Source organism: Streptomyces candidus (genome assembly GCF_014207445.1).
Classification (GTDB): domain Bacteria; phylum Actinomycetota; class Actinomycetes; order Streptomycetales; family Streptomycetaceae; genus Streptomyces; species Streptomyces candidus.
On record NZ_JACHEM010000002.1, the window covers coordinates 553034 to 570670 of the forward strand.

19 protein-coding genes and 1 pseudogene are annotated in these 17637 nt (G+C 71.8%); 15 read left to right on the forward strand and 5 right to left on the reverse strand.

Translation table 11 applies throughout. The features are described from left to right. The first annotated feature begins 89 nt into the window (after positions 1-89). From HNQ79_RS05450 to HNQ79_RS05470, 5 genes are all read left to right on the forward strand, one after another. Entirely contained in the window at positions 90-923 is an 834-nt protein-coding gene (locus HNQ79_RS05450; RefSeq protein WP_185027422.1) for a M55 family metallopeptidase, read from the forward strand. Then, complete coding sequence (locus tag HNQ79_RS05455; RefSeq protein WP_185027424.1) at positions 916-2247, forward strand: M20/M25/M40 family metallo-hydrolase; 1332 nt, start codon at positions 916-918, stop codon at positions 2245-2247. Before HNQ79_RS05450 ends, HNQ79_RS05455 begins: the two co-directional genes overlap by 8 nt. Before the next feature lie 63 nt (positions 2248-2310). Then, entirely contained in the window at positions 2311-4299 is a 1989-nt protein-coding gene (locus HNQ79_RS05460; protein WP_185027426.1) for a S9 family peptidase, read from the forward strand. Beyond that, positions 4296-5252, forward strand: coding sequence for a S66 peptidase family protein (locus tag HNQ79_RS05465; protein ID WP_185027428.1), 957 nt, complete (start codon positions 4296-4298; stop codon positions 5250-5252). Before HNQ79_RS05460 ends, HNQ79_RS05465 begins: the two co-directional genes overlap by 4 nt. 127 nt (positions 5253-5379) lie before the next feature. Then, a complete protein-coding gene (locus tag HNQ79_RS05470) occupies positions 5380-6006 on the forward strand; it encodes a GNAT family N-acetyltransferase (RefSeq protein ID WP_185027430.1) in 627 nt (208 codons plus the stop codon). Positions 6007-6101: 95 nt separating this feature from the next. Here the strand turns inward: HNQ79_RS05470 and HNQ79_RS05475 are convergent, their stop codons facing one another. The 5 genes and pseudogenes from HNQ79_RS05475 to HNQ79_RS05495 form a co-directional block, all read right to left on the reverse strand. Then, positions 6102-6470: a VOC family protein gene (locus tag HNQ79_RS05475; RefSeq protein WP_185027432.1), complete on the reverse strand. Its 369-nt coding sequence runs from the start codon at positions 6468-6470 to the stop codon at positions 6102-6104. A 95-nt stretch (positions 6471-6565) separates the two neighbouring features. Beyond that, positions 6566-7411: a methyltransferase domain-containing protein gene (locus tag HNQ79_RS05480; RefSeq protein ID WP_229923192.1), complete on the reverse strand. Its 846-nt coding sequence runs from the start codon at positions 7409-7411 to the stop codon at positions 6566-6568. 187 nt (positions 7412-7598) lie between these two features. Continuing rightward, a complete protein-coding gene (ligD, locus tag HNQ79_RS05485) occupies positions 7599-8570 on the reverse strand; it encodes a non-homologous end-joining DNA ligase (RefSeq protein WP_185027704.1) in 972 nt (323 codons plus the stop codon). Beyond that, on the reverse strand, positions 8570-10417 hold the full coding sequence (locus HNQ79_RS05490) for a transketolase (protein ID WP_185027706.1): 1848 nt from the start codon (positions 10415-10417) through the stop codon (positions 8570-8572). Before HNQ79_RS05490 ends, ligD begins: the two co-directional genes overlap by 1 nt. Before the next feature lie 154 nt (positions 10418-10571). Next, positions 10572-11337 (reverse strand): annotated as a pseudogene (locus HNQ79_RS05495) (NAD(P)/FAD-dependent oxidoreductase); the annotation flags it as partial. Between the two features lie 469 nt (positions 11338-11806). Here HNQ79_RS05495 and HNQ79_RS05500 point away from each other — a divergent pair. From HNQ79_RS05500 to HNQ79_RS05545, 10 genes are all read left to right on the forward strand, one after another. Continuing rightward, on the forward strand, positions 11807-12160 hold the full coding sequence (locus tag HNQ79_RS05500) for a gas vesicle protein GvpO (protein WP_185027434.1): 354 nt from the start codon (positions 11807-11809) through the stop codon (positions 12158-12160). Positions 12161-12207: 47 nt separating this feature from the next. After that, on the forward strand, positions 12208-12630 hold the full coding sequence (locus tag HNQ79_RS05505; RefSeq protein WP_185027436.1) for a gas vesicle structural protein GvpA: 423 nt from the start codon (positions 12208-12210) through the stop codon (positions 12628-12630). Next, positions 12627-13343: a GvpL/GvpF family gas vesicle protein gene (locus HNQ79_RS05510; protein ID WP_185027438.1), complete on the forward strand. Its 717-nt coding sequence runs from the start codon at positions 12627-12629 to the stop codon at positions 13341-13343. The genes HNQ79_RS05505 and HNQ79_RS05510 overlap by 4 nt, the downstream gene beginning before the upstream one ends. Positions 13344-13347: 4 nt before the next feature. Further along, entirely contained in the window at positions 13348-13587 is a 240-nt protein-coding gene (locus HNQ79_RS05515; RefSeq protein WP_185027440.1) for a gas vesicle protein GvpG, read from the forward strand. Beyond that, complete coding sequence (locus HNQ79_RS05520) at positions 13584-14249, forward strand: DNA primase (RefSeq protein WP_185027442.1); 666 nt, start codon at positions 13584-13586, stop codon at positions 14247-14249. The genes HNQ79_RS05515 and HNQ79_RS05520 overlap by 4 nt, the downstream gene beginning before the upstream one ends. Then, positions 14242-15504: an SRPBCC family protein gene (locus HNQ79_RS05525; RefSeq protein ID WP_373312455.1), complete on the forward strand. Its 1263-nt coding sequence runs from the start codon at positions 14242-14244 to the stop codon at positions 15502-15504. Before HNQ79_RS05520 ends, HNQ79_RS05525 begins: the two co-directional genes overlap by 8 nt. After that, entirely contained in the window at positions 15504-15869 is a 366-nt protein-coding gene (locus HNQ79_RS05530) for a gas vesicle protein (RefSeq protein ID WP_185027444.1), read from the forward strand. Before HNQ79_RS05525 ends, HNQ79_RS05530 begins: the two co-directional genes overlap by 1 nt. After that, entirely contained in the window at positions 15866-16777 is a 912-nt protein-coding gene (locus HNQ79_RS05535; RefSeq protein WP_229923191.1) for a GvpL/GvpF family gas vesicle protein, read from the forward strand. Before HNQ79_RS05530 ends, HNQ79_RS05535 begins: the two co-directional genes overlap by 4 nt. Further along, positions 16774-16989, forward strand: coding sequence for a gas vesicle protein (locus HNQ79_RS05540; RefSeq protein ID WP_221507338.1), 216 nt, complete (start codon positions 16774-16776; stop codon positions 16987-16989). Before HNQ79_RS05535 ends, HNQ79_RS05540 begins: the two co-directional genes overlap by 4 nt. 190 nt (positions 16990-17179) lie before the next feature. Beyond that, positions 17180-17506, forward strand: coding sequence for a gas vesicle protein K (locus HNQ79_RS05545; protein ID WP_185027714.1), 327 nt, complete (start codon positions 17180-17182; stop codon positions 17504-17506). The last annotated feature ends 131 nt before the right edge of the window (positions 17507-17637 follow it).

Below are 17637 nucleotides of genomic sequence, written 5' to 3' on the forward strand. Positions count from 1 at the left end.
CACCGGATTCCGTACGTACACTCACCAGGCATGACGCAGCTGTGCACGGGTGATGACCGCGGTATGCCGAGCGAAGGGTGTGAGCATCGGTGAAGATCCTCATCAGTGCCGACATGGAGGGCGCCACCGGGGTCACCTGGCCGGCCGACGTCCTGCCCGGCACCCCGCAGTGGGAGCGCTGCCGGGCGATGTTCACCTCCGACGTGAACGCGGCCGTCCTCGGCTTCTTCGACGGCGGCGCGGACGAGGTCCTCATCAACGAGGCCCACTGGACCATGCGCAACCTCCTGCTCGAACGGCTCGACGAACGCGCCCTGATGCTCACCGGGCGCCACAAGTCGCTCAGCATGGTCGAGGGCGTCCAGCACGGCGACGTCGACGGCATCGCCTTCGTCGGCTACCACACGGGCGCCGGCGCGGAAGGCGTCCTCGCGCACACCTACCTCGCCAACTCGCTCACCGGGGTGTGGCTCAACGGCAGGCGCGCGAGCGAGGGGCTGCTCAACGCGCATGTCGTCGCCGAGTACGGGGTACCGGTCGTCCTCGTCACCGGCGACGACCTGACCTGCGAGGACGCCGACGGGTACGCGCCCGGGGCGCGCAAGGTGGCGGTCAAGGACCACGTCTCGCGGTATGCGGCCGTGTGCCGGACACCGGCTCGTACCGCGGCCGACATCCGGGCCGCCGCCGAGCGGGCCACCGCGCTGGCGGTGCGTCACGAGCCGGTGCGCGGCGGACCCTTCACGGTGGAGCTGGAGTTCGACGCCGCCCACCTGTCCGACGTGGCCACCGTCGTGCCGGGAGTGGACCGAAGCGGCGAACGGCGTGTCGCCTACTCCAGCCCGACGATGTATGAGGGCATTCGTACCTTCAAGGCGGTCACCACGATCGTCTCGTCCGCTGTGGAGGAGCAGTATGGGTGACCACGACATCGACCGGACCGCGCTGGACGAGGTGGTCGCCTTCACGTCCGACCTCATCCGCATCGACACCACCAACAGGGGCAGCGGCGACTGCTTCGAGCGGCCGGCCGCCGAGTACGCCGCCGAGCGCCTCGCCGACGCGGGCCTCGACGTGCACCTGCTGGAACGCACCCGGGGGCGCACCAACGTCGTCGCCCGCATCGCCGGGACGGACCCGTCCGCGGACGCGCTCCTGGTCCACGGCCACCTCGACGTCGTTCCGGCCGAACCCGCCGACTGGTCCGTGCACCCCTTCTCCGGGGAGGTCCGCGACGGCGTGGTGTGGGGGCGCGGCGCCGTCGACATGAAGAACATGGACGCGATGGTGCTGTCCGTCGTCCGTGCCTGGGCGCGTACCGGGGTGCGGCCGCGCCGGGACATCGTAATCGCCTACACCGCCGACGAGGAGGCCAGTGCGATCGACGGCGCCGACTTCCTCGTCGAGGAACACGCGCATCTCTTCGAAGGCTGCACGGAAGGCGTCAGCGAGTCCGGCGCGTACACCTTCCACGCCGGACCAGGCATGGAGATCTACCCCATCGCCGCGGGTGAGCGAGGTACGGGCTGGCTCAAGCTCACCGGCTACGGGACGGCGGGGCACGGCTCCAAGGTCAATCCCGCCAACGCGGTGAGCCGTCTGGCAGCCGCCGTCGCCCGGATCGGCGAGCACGAGTGGCCGGTGCGTCTGACCCCGACGGTACGGGCCTGCCTGCGGGAGCTGGCCGCACTGCACGACCTGGACACCCCCGATCCGGACGACCCCGCCTTCGACGTGGACGCCCTGCTCAACAAGCTCGGCCATTCCGCCCGCCTGGTGGAGGCGACCGTGCGCAACAGCGCCAACCCGACCATGCTGACCGGCGGTTACAAGGTCAACGTCATCCCCGGCAGTGCGACCGCGCACGTTGACGGAAGGTTTCTGCCTGGCAGCGAGGAGGAATTCGCCGCGACCATGGACCGGCTGACCGGGGAGTACGTCGACTGGGAGTTCCACCACCGCTCGCCCGCCGTCGAGGCACCGGTCGACTCACCGACCTACCGGCAACTGGCGCGCTCGGTGAGGAAGTTCGCGCCGGAGGGGCGCGTCGTGCCGTACTGCATGTCGGGGGGTACGGACGCCAAGCAGTTCGCCAGGCTCGGTATCACCGGCTACGGGTTCTCGCCGCTGAAGCTGCCCGAGGGCTTCGACTACGAGGCGCTCTTCCACGGGGTGGACGAACGCGTCCCGGTCGAAGCACTGCACTTCGGGGTGCGCGTGCTGGACCATTGCCTTCGCAGGGCTTGACGCCCGCGCAGTCCGACGACCACAGGGCTCAGGGAAGTCCGACCACAGCCGGGGAGTTGCAGCATGGTGCCCATCGGGCCTTACGGAAGCTGGCCGTCACCGATCGACGCCGCGCTCGCCGCCTCGCACGACGGGGCACCGCAGTTCGTCGGCACGGTCGGCGACGAGGTGTGGTGGACCGCCCCCCGCCCCGAGGAGGCCGGCCGCCGGGCGCTGCTGAGGCTGCTGCCGGACGGCGGCGAGGAGTCCGTCCTGCCGGCCCCCTGGAACGTGCGCAGCCGGGTCGTCGAGTACGGCGGACAGCCCTGGGCCGGAACCCCGCGGGCCGCGGGCGGGCCGCTCGTCGCCTTCGTGAACTTCGCCGACCAGCGGCTGTACGCCTACGAGCCGGACGCCCCCGCCGCCGCCCCGCGCCCGCTGACCCCCCTCTCGCCCGTCGGTGGCGGACTGCGCTGGGTCGACCCGGTGATCCACGGCGACGAGGTGTGGTGCGTACTGGAGGAGTTCACCGGCCCGGCGGCCACCGACGTGCGCCGGGTGATCGCCGCCGTGCCGCTGGACGGATCGGCGGCCGGGGACCGCACCCGGGTACGGGAGCTGAGCGACGGCCGGCACCGTTTCGTCACCGGGCCACGGCTCTCCCCGGACGGCCGGCAGGCCGCCTGGATCGGCTGGGACCACCCCCGGATGCCGTGGGACGGCACGGAGGTGCTGGTCGCCGAGATCCCCGCCGGCCGAGAGCCGTTCACGGGCGCGCGCACCGTCGCGGGCGGCGAGCAGGAGTCGGTCTGCCAGGTCGAGTGGGACCGTGACGGGACCCTGCTGTTCGCCTCCGACCGGGGCGGCTGGTGGGAGCTGTACCGGCTGCGCAGGGACGGGACCCGCATCAGCGGGGCGCTGTGCATGGGCCGGGAGGAGGAGTTCGGCGGACCGCTGTGGCAGATCGGACTGCGCTGGTTCCACCCCCTGGACAGCGGACTGATCGCCGTCGTGCACGGCGGGGGCGCCACCGCGCTCGGCATACTCGATCCCGAGACCGGCGAACTCGTCGACGCGGCGGGCCCCTGGACCGCGTGGTCGCCCACCCTCGCCGTGTGCGGCGACCGGGTCGTCGGCGTCGCCGCCAGCCCGCGAAGCGGCCACGAGATCGTGGAACTCATCCCCGCCACCGGCCGTGCCCGTGTCATCGCCTCCCCGCACGACGACCCGGTCGACCCCACGTACTACCCCGAACCCCTCATCCGTACCTTCGTCGGCCCCCAGGGCCACGACATCCACGCCCACATCTACCCGCCGCACCACCCCGAACGGATCGCCCCCGCCGACGAGCTGCCGCCCTACGTCGTCTGGGCACACGGCGGTCCCACCGACCACGCGCCCCTCGTCCTCGATCTGGAGATCGCCTACTTCACCTCGCGCGGCATCGGCGTCGCCGAGGTCAACTACGGCGGCTCCACCGGCTACGGGCGCGAGTACCGCAACCGGCTGCGCGGCCAGTGGGGCGTCGTCGACGTCGAGGACTGCGCGGCGGTCGCCCTCGCCCTCGCCGAGGAGGGCACCGCCGACCCGCGCAGGCTCGCAGTCCGCGGCGGCAGCGCGGGCGGGTTCACCGTGGCCGCCTCCCTCGCGACGACGGACGTGTACGCGTGCGGCACCCTCAAGTACCCCGTACTCGACCTGGCGGCGTGGGCGACGGGGGAGACCCACGACCTGGAGTCCCGCTACCCCGAGTCCCTGGTCGGTCCGCCCGCGACCTGCCCCGAGGTCTACGCGCAGCGCTCGCCCGTCGAGAACGCCGACCGGATCACCGCCCCCTTCCTGCTGCTCCAGGGGCTCGACGACCCGGTCTGCCCGCCCGCGCAGGCCGAACGGTTCCTCGCTCTGATGACGGGGCGCGGCATACCGCACGCCTACCTCGCCTTCGAGGGCGAGGGGCACGGATTCCGCAGGGCCGACACCATGACCAGGGCACTGGAGGCCGAACTCTCGCTGTACGCGCAGGCCTTCGGCGCCGACCGCACCGACGTTCCACGACTGGAGCTCGACAAGTGACGCATCGCTCGCCCGAGTTGTCCCGGCCGGCACGGTTGCGCCCCGGTGCGCGGGTGGCCGTGGTGGCCCCCAGCGGCCCGGTGCCCGAGGACCGGCTGGCGCAGGGCCTCGACATCCTGCGCGGCTGGGACCTCGACCCGGTGGTGCTGCCCCATGTCCTGGACCGGCACCCGGAGTTCGGGTACCTGGCCGGGGACGACGCCGCCCGCGCCCGGGACCTCACCGAGGCGTGGTGCGACCCGACCGTGTCCGCCGTGCTGTGCGCACGCGGCGGGTACGGGGTCCAGCGCATGGTCGACCTCGTCGACTGGGCGGCCATGCGTGCGGCCACGGCGGCGTACGGCAGGCCCAAGGTCTTCGTCGGGTACAGCGACATCACCGCACTGCACGAGGCGTTCGCCCGGCGCATGGGCGTCGCCACCCTGCACGGCCCGATGACCGCGACGCTCGCGTTCCTCAAGGACGGCCCCACCCAGGAGTCCCTGCGCGCCACTCTCTTCGCCCCGGAGACCGTCCGTACGCTCGGCCTGCCCACCGCGCGCACCCTGGTGCCCGGACGGGCGCACGGCGTCACCCTGGGCGGCTGCGTCTCGCTGCTCGCCGCGGACCTCGGCACCCCGTACGCCAGGCCCTCCGCGCGCGGCGGTCTCCTCCTCATCGAGGACGTCGGCGAAGAGGCGTACCGGCTGGACCGCGTCCTCACCCAACTCCTGCGCTCCGGCTGGCTGGACGGCGTCGCGGGGGTCGCCCTCGGGTCGTGGGCCCAGTGCGGAGCGTACGAGCAGGCGGTCCGGCCCGTGCTGCTGGACCGGCTGGGCGGACTCGGGGTGCCCGTGGTCGAGGAACTCGGCTTCGGACACTCGGCGACCGCGCTGACCGTGCCGCTCGGTCTGCCCGCCGTGCTGGACGCGGACGCGGGAACGCTGACGCTGGACGCGCCCGCGCTGGTGTGAGCGCACCGCCGCCGCCCGCGGCGTCACTCGGGGCCGACGGTGTGGCCCGGCGCCCGGCGGTGCGGTGCCCGGTGGCGTGCCGGGCCGGTGACGAGGGGAGGCGCGCCACCGGACGTACCATCGCCGGATGTTCGAACCAGCCTCCCCCGCCCCCCACCACTCCGCCCCGGGCCCGCGGGTGGCCATCCGGCCGTTCCGCCTGACCGACGCGGAGGAGTTCACCGCGCGGGTCCGCGAGAGCCGAAAACTGCACGGGCCGTGGCTCGCGCCGCCGGACACCCCGGCGAAGTTCCGCAGGTACGCGGGCGCGCTGATCGACGACCCGACCCGCGTCGGTTTCCTCGTCTGCACCCGCGACGACGACCGCATCGCGGGCTTCGTCAACATCAACAACATCGTCGAGGGAGCCTTCCAGAACGGCGCCCTCGGCTACGGCGCGTTCGCGCACGCCGTCGGCCGCGGCCTGCTGTCCGAGGGACTGGACCTGGTGCTCGACCGCGCCTTCGGGCGTCTGGGCCTGCACAGGCTGGAAGCGAACATCCAGCCCGGCAACGAGGCGTCCCGAGCCCTCGTCCGTAAGGCCCACTTCCGGTACGAGGGCTTCTCGCCCGACTTCCTGTTCCTCGCCGGCGCCTGGCGCGACCACGAACGCTGGGCGCTCACCGCACCCGAGTACCGGCCCCGGATTCCTTCGCGGGAGCCCGGGCGGCGCGACGAGTGCGAGGCCCGCGCCGAGCACGAGGCGCGTGACTGAGCACCTCCCCGCGTCGGCACGCGCCCGCCCGGTCCGGCCGGGAGCCGGACGCCGGGCCGGGGAGCCGCGGCGTCGGACGCGCGCGGGGCCGGGGGTCAGGAACCCTCGGAGCCTCGCCGGTCCACGTACTCGAAGACCGATCCGTCCGGGTGCAGGACGACCAGGTTGCGGCCCGCCGGGGTGACCACCGGACCTGCCACGATCTGCGCACCGGCTGCGGTGAGGGTCAGGCGGGCCTCGTCCACGTCCTTCACCGCGACCGTCGCCGCCACCTTGCGCAACAGGTCGATCTCCTCGCGGGGGCCGCTCATCACCAGGAAGCAGCCGACGGCGGCCACGGACACCCCGCCGCGCTCGAAGCGCAGGGCGCGCGATCCCGTGATGCGCTCGTAGAAGGCGGCCGTGGTGTCCAGTGCTGCGGTGTCGTCCACGTAGACGCGCAGGGTGGTTCCCAAGATCTCCATACGGAGAAGGGTAGTTGGGCGGGGGAGCGGAGGAGGTTCGTTCCGCCCTGCGAGCCGTCGTGCGGTGCGAGGGCGCGGGGCGCCGGGCGGGCGGGTCAGGGGCGGCAGAGGACCTCGCCGTGCGGCACCATGAACCAGGCGTCCTGGTGCGCACCCCACTCGCGCCAGCCGTCCGCGATCTCCGCGAGACGGTCGGCGGTGGTGTGCCCGCCCTCCACCGCGAGCGCCGCGTACGAGGAGGACACCGTGCGGTCCGCCCAGAGCCCGCTCCACCAGGCGAGTTCGTCCGGCTCCGCGTAGCACCAGACGCCCGCGGAGGACGTGATGTCGGTGAAGCCGGCCCGCTTGGCCCAGGAGCGCAACCGGCGTCCGGCGTCCGGCTCTCCGCCGTTGGATCGGGCCACCCTCCGGTACAGGTCCAACCAGCTGCGCATCTCCGGGAGTTCGGGAAACCAGGTCATCGCCGCGTAATCGCTGTCCCGGGCCGCGACGACACCGCCCGGTCGGCAGACACGGCGCATCTCGCGCAGGGCGGCCACCGGGTCACCGACGTGCTGGAGCACCTGGTGGGCGTGGACCACGTCGAAGGAGTCGTCGGGGAAGCCGAGGGCGTGGACGTCGGCCGTGGCGAACTCGACCTGGCGAAGATCGCGTTCGGCGGCCGTGGTGCGGGCCTGGACGAGTACGCCCGCCGCCGCGTCGACGCCGGTCACCCGCCCCTTCGGGCCGACCAGCTCCGCCAGGTCGGCGGTGATGGTCCCCGGACCACAGCCCACGTCCAGTACGCGGTCGCCCGGCCGGAGGTGGGGGATCAGGTACGCGGCGGAGTTGGCCGCGGTGCGCCAGGTGTGGGAGCGCAGTACGGACTCGTGGTGGCCGTGGGTGTAGACGGCGCTCTCCGCACCCGTTTCCCCGGCCGTTCCCGGCATCGCCTCGGTCATGGTGGTACCCCTTCGCACTCGCTAAGCGGTGAGTGCGTCTACGGTACGTCCGGGTTCTGCATGTTGAGATATGTGTCTCGCCGTACGGACACGAGGTAGAGGGGAACCGGCCGGTACGCCGACAGAGCAGGGCGGTCGCGAGGCGGCGCACCCCACTCGTCCGTCGGCCCTTCGCGCCCGCGGCGCCCTACCCCAGCGCCCGCAGCCTCTTGCGGGCGGGCCCCAGGGCGCGGCCCCGGGTCAACAGTCCTGCCCAGGGGTTGCGCTTGGCCTGTTCGATGACGGCCTCCACGTCGCCCAGGGACCACGTCCGCGCGTCCACCTCCGGATCCTCCACCTGGTCCCAGGAGACCGGCACCGCGACCGGTGCCCCCGCCAGGGCCCGGGGCGACCACGGTGCGACCGCCGTCTGGGCGTACCCGTTCCGCTGCACGTCCAGGTAGAGGCGTTCGCCGCGGGCCCGCTTGCGCACCGCTGTCGTGAGACGCGACGGATACCGGGCCGCCAGCGCTTCCGCGACGTCCTTGGCGAAGCTCCGTGACTGGTCGAAGGTGGTGTGGCCGTTCAGCGGCACCACCACGTGCAGCCCCTTCGACCCGGTGGTCATGACGGCGGACGGCAGCTGCAACTGGTCGAGCAATTCGCCCAGTTGGTGTGCCGCATCGCGCACCGCCCGGAAGTCGTTCCCGGGCGGGTCGAGGTCGAAGACCATCCGGTCCGGCCACGGCAGCCGGTCGGTGCGCGACAGCCAGCGGTGCACCGTCAGGCACGCCTGGTCGGCGAGAAGGACCAGGGTGGCGCTGTCGTCGCACACGACGTGCCGCACGATCCCGCCCTCCTTGTCGACCGGCGCCCGCCGTACCCACGGCGGCCAGCTCTCCGGGGTGTCCTTCTGCATGAACCGCGGACCCCTGAGGCCGTCCGGCAGGCGCTCCAGCATCAGCGGCCGGTCACGCAGTTGCGGCAGCATGAACATGGCGATCCGCCGGTAGTACGCCGCCAGATCGGCCTTGCTGACGCCGGGGTCGGGGAACAGGACCTTGCCGGGGCGGCGGACGGTGACATGGCGCCGACCGGCACGTACGACGAGCGTGCCGTCCGGATCCGCCGCGCCGGCACTGCCGTACGTCCCCGTTCCTGCGCCGGCAGCGCTGCGGATCACCGCACCACGCCCTTCTCCACCATCAGCCGCACGGCCGCGGCCACCGACCGGGCGTCGATGCCCGCGCCGTACAACTGCTCCTCGGGGCTCGCCGACCCGGGCATGCTGGACACCGAGAGGCGCACCATGCGCGGCGTCGGACGGCCGTCGGCGAACGCCTCGGCCACCGCGTCGCCGATGCCGCCCTCGGGGTGGTGGTCCTCGACCGTCACCAGGCAGCCGGTCTCCTCGGCCGCCGTCCACAGGGTCGGTGCGTCGACGGGCTTGACGGAGTACAGGTCGACCACCCGCACATCGATGCCGTCGGCCGCCACCAGGTCCGCCGCCGCCAGGGCCTCCGGTACCGTCGTCCCCGCCGCCACGAGCGTCAGCCGGTCCGCGTCGGAGCGCCGCAGGACCTTGCTGCCGCCGATCGGGAACTCCTCGTCGGGGCCGTACAGGACGTCCGTGGCGCCCCGGCCGGTACGCAGGTACCGGATCCCGCGCAGGTCGGCCATGGCCGCGACGAGCTTCGCGGTCTGGTTGGCGTCACTGGGGCACAGCACCGTGCTGCCGTGCACGGCCCGCATCATCGCCAGGTCTTCGAGGCCCATCTGGGAGGGCCCGTCCTCGCCGATGGCGACGCCCGCGTGCGAGCCGATCACGTTCAGGTCCGCCCGGCTGACCGCCGCCATCCGCAGGAAGTCGTGGGCGCGGGTCAGGAAGGCCGCGAAGGTCGACACGTACGGGACGTGGCCGCGCACCTGCATGCCGACGCCCGCCGCGACCAGGAGCTGCTCGGCGATGTAGTACTCGAAGTACCGGTCGGGGTGCTCCTTGCCGAAGTACTCGGTACGGGTCGAGTCGCCGACCTCGCCGTCCAGCGCCACCACGTCGCCGCGTGCCGCACCCAGCGCGGCCAGCGCCCTGCCGAACGCGTCGCGGGTGGCGACCTGCTCGCCGCCCTTCTCGAAGCGGGGCAGCGTGAGGTGCCCGCTGGGCACCGCGTGCAGGGTGCGGGCCGCCGACGGCTTGTGCACGTCGACGTGGACCGCCCGTACGCCGCCCAGCTCCGCGATGGCCTCCGTGGCGTCCTCCAGCGGCTTGCCGTGCTTGCCCTCCTGGTCGGCGACCGCGTCGACGCCCTTGCCCTTGACAGTCTTCGCCAGGACCGCGGTGGGCCGGCCGGTGGTCGAAGCGGCCTCGCGGTACGCCCGGTCCACCGCGTCCACGTCGTGCCCGTCGATCTCGACGGTGTGCCAGCCGAACGCCTGCAGACGGCGGGCGTACGCGTCGAGGTCGTGGCCGTGCCGGGTGGGGCCGCGCTGGCCGAGCCGGTTGACGTCGACGACCAGTGTCAGGTTGTCGAGGCCCTCGGCGGCAGCGTGCTCGATCGCCTCCCACACCGACCCCTCGGCCATCTCGCTGTCGCCGCTGATCACCCACACCCGGTAGGGAATCCGCTCCAGCCGCTTCCCGGACATCGCGATGCCGACGCCGACCGGCAGCCCCTGTCCCAGCGAGCCGGTCGCCACGTCCACCCACGGCAGCCGGGGCGTCGGGTGCCCTTCGAGACGACTGCCGCGGGTGCGGAAGGTGAGCAGCTCCTCGTCCGTGACGGCGCCCGCCGCCCGGTACAGCGAGTACAGGAGCGGCGAGGCATGTCCCTTGGAGAGGATCAGGTGATCGTTGCCGGGGTGGTCGGGGCGGTCGAAGTCGTAGCGCAGGTGGTTCGCCAGGAGTACGGCGGCCAGTTCGGCGGCGGACATCGACGAGGTCGCGTGACCTGACCCGGCCGTGTCAGTGGCGCGGATGGAGTCCACTCGCAACTGCTGTGCGAGGTCGATGAGTTCGGCGGTGGGCAGGCCCTGCTTCGGCATGTTGCTCCTCTGTGTCGTCGGTCTGCGGTACAAGTGGTCCCGCCGGACCCCCTGGGCCCGGCTGCGGAGCCCGTAGGACCGGTCGGCCGCTGGGGTCGCATCCGCGGCCGGATCCTCTGGACGGCTGGCCCGGCACCCTCGTCAGCTTCGGACCGACCAGGAGGCGACGGCGGACGGGGTGCTGCTGGACGACGGGGAGTCCGCGTCGGCGCGGGACCCTGGCCGCCGTCCTGGACAGCCGCTGGTCCAGCTCGGGCAGGACACGGTCCGCGATGTCCAGGAGCAGCCGGCGCGGCCGCCGCTGCGGGGTGCGGTCGCGGGCACCTCGGCCCCTCGGCCCCAGGGCGAGCGCATCGGTGAACATCGAGCCCTGGGCGGCGACTTCGCCCCCGTGTAACCGGCGCCCGCGACCACGAAGGTGCGGCGCGCGGCAACCTCGGTGGAGTCCGTCGCCGCGCGGCGGACATCTCGATCTGCCGGGTCGGGTGGTCCCGCAGGCAGAGCGCCTCCGCGAGCCCGCGGAAGCCGTGCGCGTGCTCGGCGGCACCGGGTATCGGCAGCAGCTTGTTGACGCTGCCCGCGGCCAGCACCAGCCGGTCATAGGGCAGTTCACTTGTCTGCCCCTCGGGATCGGTGCAGTGCACCCGTCGGCCGGAGAGGTCAGTGTGTTCGGCCTCGCCCGGTACGAGCCGTACACCCGGCAGCGTTCCGGTGAGTGAGACGCGTGCCCGGCGCGGCTCCAGGATCCCGGCCGCGACCTGGGGGAGCAGGGGAAGGCAGAGGAAGTAGTCGGTGGGGTTGAGCAGTACGACCTCGGCCCGGTCGCGTACCTGCCGGGAAAGGGTCCGCGCGGCCTGGGGGCCGGCGAATCCTGCACCTACGACGACGATGCGCGGACGGTTCACGATGGACTCCGGTGCAGTCGGGGCGGGTGCACGGACCTGTCCCGCGTGCCCTTCACCGGGACGCCCAAACGGCGTGATCGGTGTGTTTCCGGACGTCGTTGTGGTTACCCGGGAGATGTGCGCGTACACCGCGTACCGAAGCGCACGGATGGTGCGCCGCCGTACGCCCCAAGCCGCACGCACCCCGTGCGGAAGGCGCACCCCATGACTGACGCCGGGTACTTCCTGACGTGAGGTCTCGCCGCGTGTGGTGCGCGACGCGGTCGCCCCTTCCACCCCCGGCCACGGTCTGACCCTGCGCCACGAAGAGGCCGAACCCTACCGCCTCCCTGGACGAAACCCGCGGCCACCCCACCCCACGCCGGCCCTTCGGCGCGAGGGCGCACACCTCCACCGCAAATCGAACACCGCCGCGCCCACGAAGGGTTTGCGCCGAACGTGCGGGGTTACACGAAGCCCCGAGGCAGCCATGGCAAATACATCAGAGAACACCCCGAAGAAATCATCAACCAAGGCCGACGAAGAGCAGAGCGAAGGGCGTTCCCCGGAAAAGGGGAACGCGCGCAAGCCGGGCCCGATGCAAGTTCTGCGCGCAGCCCGCGAGCAGATCTCGGAACTCACCGGCATGCCTGCGGAATCCGTGTCCTCGTTCGAACAGACGGAGAACGGCTGGGTGCTTCTGGTGGAGGTGCTCGAACTCGAGCGCGTCCCCGACACCATGAGCCTGCTCGCTTCGTACGAGGTCCAGCTGGACCCGGACGGCGAGCTCACGGGATACCGCCGCGTCGGCCGTTACGAGCGCGGCCGGGCCGACAAGAAGTGAAGGCCCGGTCCGTACATCCGTACCCGAACTAAGGAGGGCCGGTCGGTATGAGCGTTGTTCCGGCACAGCAAGGTGGAGGCGGAGGCGGCACCAGCGGCCTCTACGACGTTTTGGAGCTCGTCCTGGACCGCGGACTCGTCATTGACGCGTTCGTCCGTGTGTCCCTGGTCGGCATCGAAATCCTGAAGATCGACATCCGTGTCGTGGTCGCGAGCGTGGACACCTACCTGCGCTTCGCCGAGGCGTGCAACCGCCTCGACCTGGAGACCGGCGCCAAGAAGCCCTCCGGTCTGACCGACATCACCGGCGACATGATGGAGAAGGGCGCGTCCGGCAAGACCAAGGGCGCACTGTCGGGGGCCGCCGAGACCATATCCGGCGCGTTCCAGCAGGCCCGCGACGAGAGCCAGTCGGAGTCGAAGCCGCGCGCCCGCCGCACCACGTCCCGCCGTAAGGAGGAGCAGGAATGAGCACGTACGTCTACGGCATCACCCGGGCGGGACACCCCGGGCTCCCCGAGGAGCTGACCGGCGTCGGCGACCCGCCACGCCCGGTCCACCTCGTGCGGACCGGTGAACTGTCCGCGATCGTCAGTGAGGCGCCGGAGGGACTACGGCCCAAGCGCCGCGACCTGCTGGCCCACCAGACGGTCCTCTCCGAGGCCGGCGCGGGCGGCGCGGTTCTGCCGATGCGCTTCGGCAGCGTCTCGCCGGACGACGAGGCCGTGCACACCGTCCTCGCCGAGCGCGAGAAGCACTACCTGGAGCGGCTCGACGCCCTGGAGGGCAAGGTCGAGTACAACATCAAGGCCTCCCACGACGAAGAGGCCGTGCTGCACCACGTCCTCGGCTCGAACGCCGAACTGCGCGCCCTGAGCGAGGCGAACAGGGCCGCCGGAGGCGGCACGTACGAGCAGAAGATCCACCTCGGCGAGCGCGTCGCCGCCGCCGTGCAGGCGCAGGAGAAGCACGACGGGCAGCTGGTGCGCCAGGTGCTCGAAGGCCACGCCGAGGACACCAACCCGGGCCCCGAGAGCACCGGTTGGCTGGCCAACGTGTCCTTCCTCGTGGAGCGTGACAACTCCGCGCCCTTCACCGAAGCGGTGGACGCGCTGCGACGCGAGGCCCCGCACCTGGTGCTCCAGGTCAATGGACCGCTCCCCCCGTACAGCTTCGTGGAGTAGCCCCGTGGGCCTCCTGGGAGAACTGCTCCTGCTTCCGCTTGCTCCTGTCCGCGGCACCAATTGGGTGCTGCGGCAGGTGGTCGCGGAGGCGGAGAAGCAGTACTACGACCCGTCGGCCATCCAGAGCGAGCTCCGCCGTCTTGAGGAGAGCCTTGAGGCCGGCGAGATCGACGAGGCCGAATTCGACCGCCGCGAGGACGAGCTTCTCGACCGGCTGGAGCAGAAGAGGATCGAAGGAAAATGAACAACAGGCTCGGACTGGGGCTCGCCGTGGGCGCGGGCTATCTGCTGGGGCGGACCAAGAAGCTGAAGTTCGCCTTCGCCGTCGGCACTTTCGTCGCGGGTAAGAAGCTGCAGCTGAGCCCGAAGGCGCTGATGGACCTCGCGTCCTCGCAGCTGCAGAACAACCCGCAGTTCAAGGAACTGGGCGACCAGCTGCGCGAGGACATGCGCGGCGCGGGCAAGGCCGCCACCGGCGCGATCATCAACCGCCAGCTGAGCGGTCTCGCGGACAAGCTGCACGACCGCACGCTCAACGTGCAGGACAAGGCGGCGGGCGTCGTCCCCGACATCACCAGCATGAAGGACCAGGACCAGGACGAAGAGCCCGAGGAGGAAGAGGAGGAGGAGCAGCGCGAGGCGCCCCGGCGGCAGACCCGCAAGAAGGCCGCCTCCTCCGACACGGATGCCGAATCCGGCTCCCGCGGCCGCCCCGGTTCGGGCTCCGGCTCCCGTACGGCGAAGAAGACCGCCTCCTCCACCGGCAGCAGGACCGCCTCCTCCGCGGCGAAGAAGACCGCCTCGGGCACGGCGAAGAAGACCGCCGGTGCCTCGAAGACCGCCGGCGCCACGAAGAAGACGGCGGCGAAGAAGACCGCCGCGAAGGGGGGCCAGCGCCGTGGCTGACATCAAGGACACCACCAAGGGCGCCGTCGGCGCCCTCAAGCCGGACAGCGAGATCACCGACCGGCTCAAGCAGGAGGCACAGGCGTACCTCACCGCTCAGGTCACGCGGATCCTGACCGGCGCGGGCCGCAAGCTCGGCGAGTCCACCGTGAAACTCAACGACATAGCCGAGGGCAACAGCCCCGGCTTCGCCAAGCTCGCGCTGGACGGCGGCCGGAAGATGGCCGAGGGCAAGGGCCCCATGCGCACCGCCGTGGAACTCGGCGCGGGCCACGTGAAGGACAAGGCCAAGGACGCCTTCTCCGGCCTCTTCGGCGGCAAGGGCAAGCGGAAGAAGGGCGGCGGCGGAGGCAAGCCGATCGTCATCCTGGAGACCATCGACGTCGGCGTGCCGGTGCGCACCGCCTACGACCAGTGGACCCGGTACGAGGACTTCTCCACCTTCGCCAAGGGCGTCAAGAGCGCGACGACCGCCGACGACACCACCTCCGACTGGAAGCTCAAGGTCTTCTGGTCCAACCGCAGCTGGAAGGCACACACCACCCAGCAGGTTCCCGACCAGCGGCTGTCCTGGACGTCCGAGGGCGCGAAGGGCACCACCAAGGGCGTCGTCACCTTCCACGCGCTGGGCGACAACCTCACCCGAGTGCTGCTCGTCATCGAGTACTACCCCAAGGGGCTGTTCGAGAAGACCGGCAACATCTGGCGCGCCCAGGGCCGCCGGGCCCGGCTCGACCTCAAGAACTACGCCCGTCACATTTCGATGAAGGGTGAGATCGACGACGGCTGGCGGGGCGAGATCCAGGACGGCGAGGTCGTCAAGACCCACGAGGACGCCATCGCCGAGGAGGAAGAGGCCCGCGCCGAGCAGGAGGAGCAGGACGGTCGGGAGGAGGGCGAGCAGCCCGACGACGACCGTCCCGAGGACGAGCACGAAGAGTACGACGAGGACGACGAGCAGGACGAGGAGCAGGACCCCGAGGCGGAGTACGAGGAAGAGGACGAGGCCGCGGAGGAAGAGGACCCGGAGGCCGAGTACGAGGAGGAGGGTGAGCCGGTCGACGAGGACGAGGAAGCCGACGCAGAAGGCGAGCCGGAGGCCGAGTACGACGAGGAGGCCGGGGAAGCGGACGAGGAGGAAGAGGACCCCGAGGCCGAGTACGAGGACGCCGAGGTGGTCGACGAGGACGACGAGGAGGACGCGGACTCCCGCAAGCAGCGTGAGTACGAGGACTCCGGAGACAAGGGCCGCTGATGACGACCGCGAGCAGAATGCCGGACCCGTACGGGTCCGGCGGCGGGGCCAACCTCGCCGACATCCTGGAACGGGTCCTGGACAAGGGCGTCGTGATCGCAGGCGACATCAAGATCAACCTGCTGGACATCGAGCTCCTCACGATCAAGCTCCGGCTGATCGTGGCCTCGGTCGACAAGGCCAAGGAAATGGGCATCGACTGGTGGGAGGACGACCCGTCGCTCTCCTCGGGAGCCAGGCGGCGCGAGATCACCGAGGAGAACGAGCGGCTGAAGCGGCGCATCGCCGACCTTGAGGCGGACTCCGCGGGAAGCACGGAGCGGGAGCTTGAATCCGCTCCGGACGGGAACACAGAAAAGGCATGACGGCAGCGAACGAGATGAACCACCCGCAGAGCGGCACGAACGCGGAGACGGACGGCCGGGCCCCGGCCCGCCCGGAGTCCCAGCAGGCCCCGTCGGGGCACCCCGGGCTCCCGGAGGACGAACTCCGCTACGTGTACGCCGTGACCCGCCCCTTCGAGGGAGTCCTCCCCGAAGAGGGCGGGCGCGGGCTGGACGGCGAGCCGCCGCGGCTGCTGCACCACGGGGACCTGGTGGCGGTGGTCAGCCCGGTGCCGGCCGCGGACTTCGACGAGGCGCCCCTCAAGGCCCACCTCGAAGACCTCGACTGGCTCGCCGAGACCGCCCGCACCCACCAGCGGGTCATCACCGCACTGACCACCGTCACCAGCCCGCTGCCGCTGCGGCTCGCGACGATCTGCCGCGACGACAGCGGGGTCCGGCGGCTCCTGGAATCCGGACGCGCCAGGTTCGTCTCCGCCCTCGACCGGCTCGACGGACGGGTCGAGTGGGGGGTGAAGGTGTACACCCACACCCCGCCTCCCGCCGCGCCGTCCCCCGAGCAGGCCCCGGCACCGAGCGCGGACGCCCCCGGCGCCGGACGCAGCTACCTCCAGCAGCGGCTCGCGCACCGGCGTACCCGGGAGACCGCGGCGAACCGGGCGGACGCGGTGTGCCGCAGGCTCCAGGAGGAACTGTCGCAGTCCGCCGAGCACACGGTGCTGCACCGGCTGCAGGACGGCAGGCTCTCCGGCCGCAGCGGCCAGAACGTCCTCAACGCCGCCTTCCTGGTGCCCCGCGCCGCCAGCGAGGCCTTCGTCGAGCGGGTGCGCGCACTCACCCCCGGCGACGACGAGAGCGTCAAGGTCGAGCTGACCGGCCCCTGGGCCCCGTACTCCTTCACCGACATCGGCGAGGAGGAGCCCACATGAGCCACTACACCGACGACCACGACATCGACGCCCTCGCCCAGCGCGAGATCGCCCTCGTCGACCTGCTCGACCGGCTGCTCGGCGGGGGAGTCGTGATCAGCGGTGACCTGACCCTGCGGATCGCCGACGTCGACCTCGTACGGATCGACCTCAACGCGCTCATCAGCTCGGTCAGCGAGAACGTGCCCTCTCCCTTCGAGGACATGAACTGACATGGCCTCGACCGACGAGGAGCAGAGGGGAGTTGCCATGAATGAGAAGCGGCCGACGGGTCTCGACAAGGTCCTCGACGGCCTCGACGAAGCCCTCACCGGCGTCACGGACCTGCCCGGCACCACCACGAGCGCCGAGTTCGGCGCCACCGACCTGGACACCGCGGTGGCCACCGGCCGCGCCGGGAACATCAGCCTCGGCTCCAGCGCCGCCGCACCGGCCACCACCGGGGACGAAGCCAGGCGCAAGCAGGTCGAACTCGACGCCGACACCGTCGAGCACGACCTGGCCAAACTGGTACTGACCGTCGTCGAGCTGCTGCGCCAGCTCATGGAACGTCAGGCGCTGCGGCGGGTGGAGACCGGTGAACTCACCGAGGACCAGGAGGAGCGCATCGGCATGACGCTGATGCTGCTGGAGGACCGGATGGGCATCCTGCGCGAGAAGTTCGGGCTGAAGCCGGAGGACCTCAACATCGACCTGGGCCCGCTCGGACCCCTCCTCCCGCGCGACTGACGCGACTGAGACGCCCGCCCGGGCGCGGGGGGGGGGGGCCCCCCCCCCCCCCCCCGGGGGGGGGGGGGGCCCGCCCCCCCCCCCCCCCACAACGCACGAAGCCCACCACACCAAACACCAACACCACACCA

Excerpts from the sequence above, each read along its gene's own strand:
- HNQ79_RS05460 (WP_185027426.1), top strand. The coding sequence starts at position 2,311 with ATGGTGCCCATCGGGCCTTACGGAAGCTGGCCGTCACCGATCGACGCC.
- HNQ79_RS05530 (WP_185027444.1), top strand. The coding sequence starts at position 15,504 with ATGACGACCGCGAGCAGAATGCCGGACCCGTACGGGTCCGGCGGCGGG.
- HNQ79_RS05535 (WP_229923191.1), top strand. The coding sequence starts at position 15,866 with ATGACGGCAGCGAACGAGATGAACCACCCGCAGAGCGGCACGAACGCG.
- HNQ79_RS05520 (WP_185027442.1), top strand. The coding sequence starts at position 13,584 with ATGAACAACAGGCTCGGACTGGGGCTCGCCGTGGGCGCGGGCTATCTG.
- HNQ79_RS05480 (WP_229923192.1), bottom strand. The coding sequence starts at position 7,411 with ATGACCGAGGCGATGCCGGGAACGGCCGGGGAAACGGGTGCGGAGAGC.
- HNQ79_RS05470 (WP_185027430.1), top strand. The coding sequence starts at position 5,380 with ATGTTCGAACCAGCCTCCCCCGCCCCCCACCACTCCGCCCCGGGCCCG.
- HNQ79_RS05455 (WP_185027424.1), top strand. The coding sequence starts at position 916 with ATGGGTGACCACGACATCGACCGGACCGCGCTGGACGAGGTGGTCGCC.
- HNQ79_RS05505 (WP_185027436.1), top strand. The coding sequence starts at position 12,208 with ATGAGCGTTGTTCCGGCACAGCAAGGTGGAGGCGGAGGCGGCACCAGC.
- HNQ79_RS05500 (WP_185027434.1), top strand. The coding sequence starts at position 11,807 with ATGGCAAATACATCAGAGAACACCCCGAAGAAATCATCAACCAAGGCC.
- HNQ79_RS05510 (WP_185027438.1), top strand. The coding sequence starts at position 12,627 with ATGAGCACGTACGTCTACGGCATCACCCGGGCGGGACACCCCGGGCTC.
- HNQ79_RS05540 (WP_221507338.1), top strand. The coding sequence starts at position 16,774 with ATGAGCCACTACACCGACGACCACGACATCGACGCCCTCGCCCAGCGC.
- HNQ79_RS05475 (WP_185027432.1), bottom strand. The coding sequence starts at position 6,470 with ATGGAGATCTTGGGAACCACCCTGCGCGTCTACGTGGACGACACCGCA.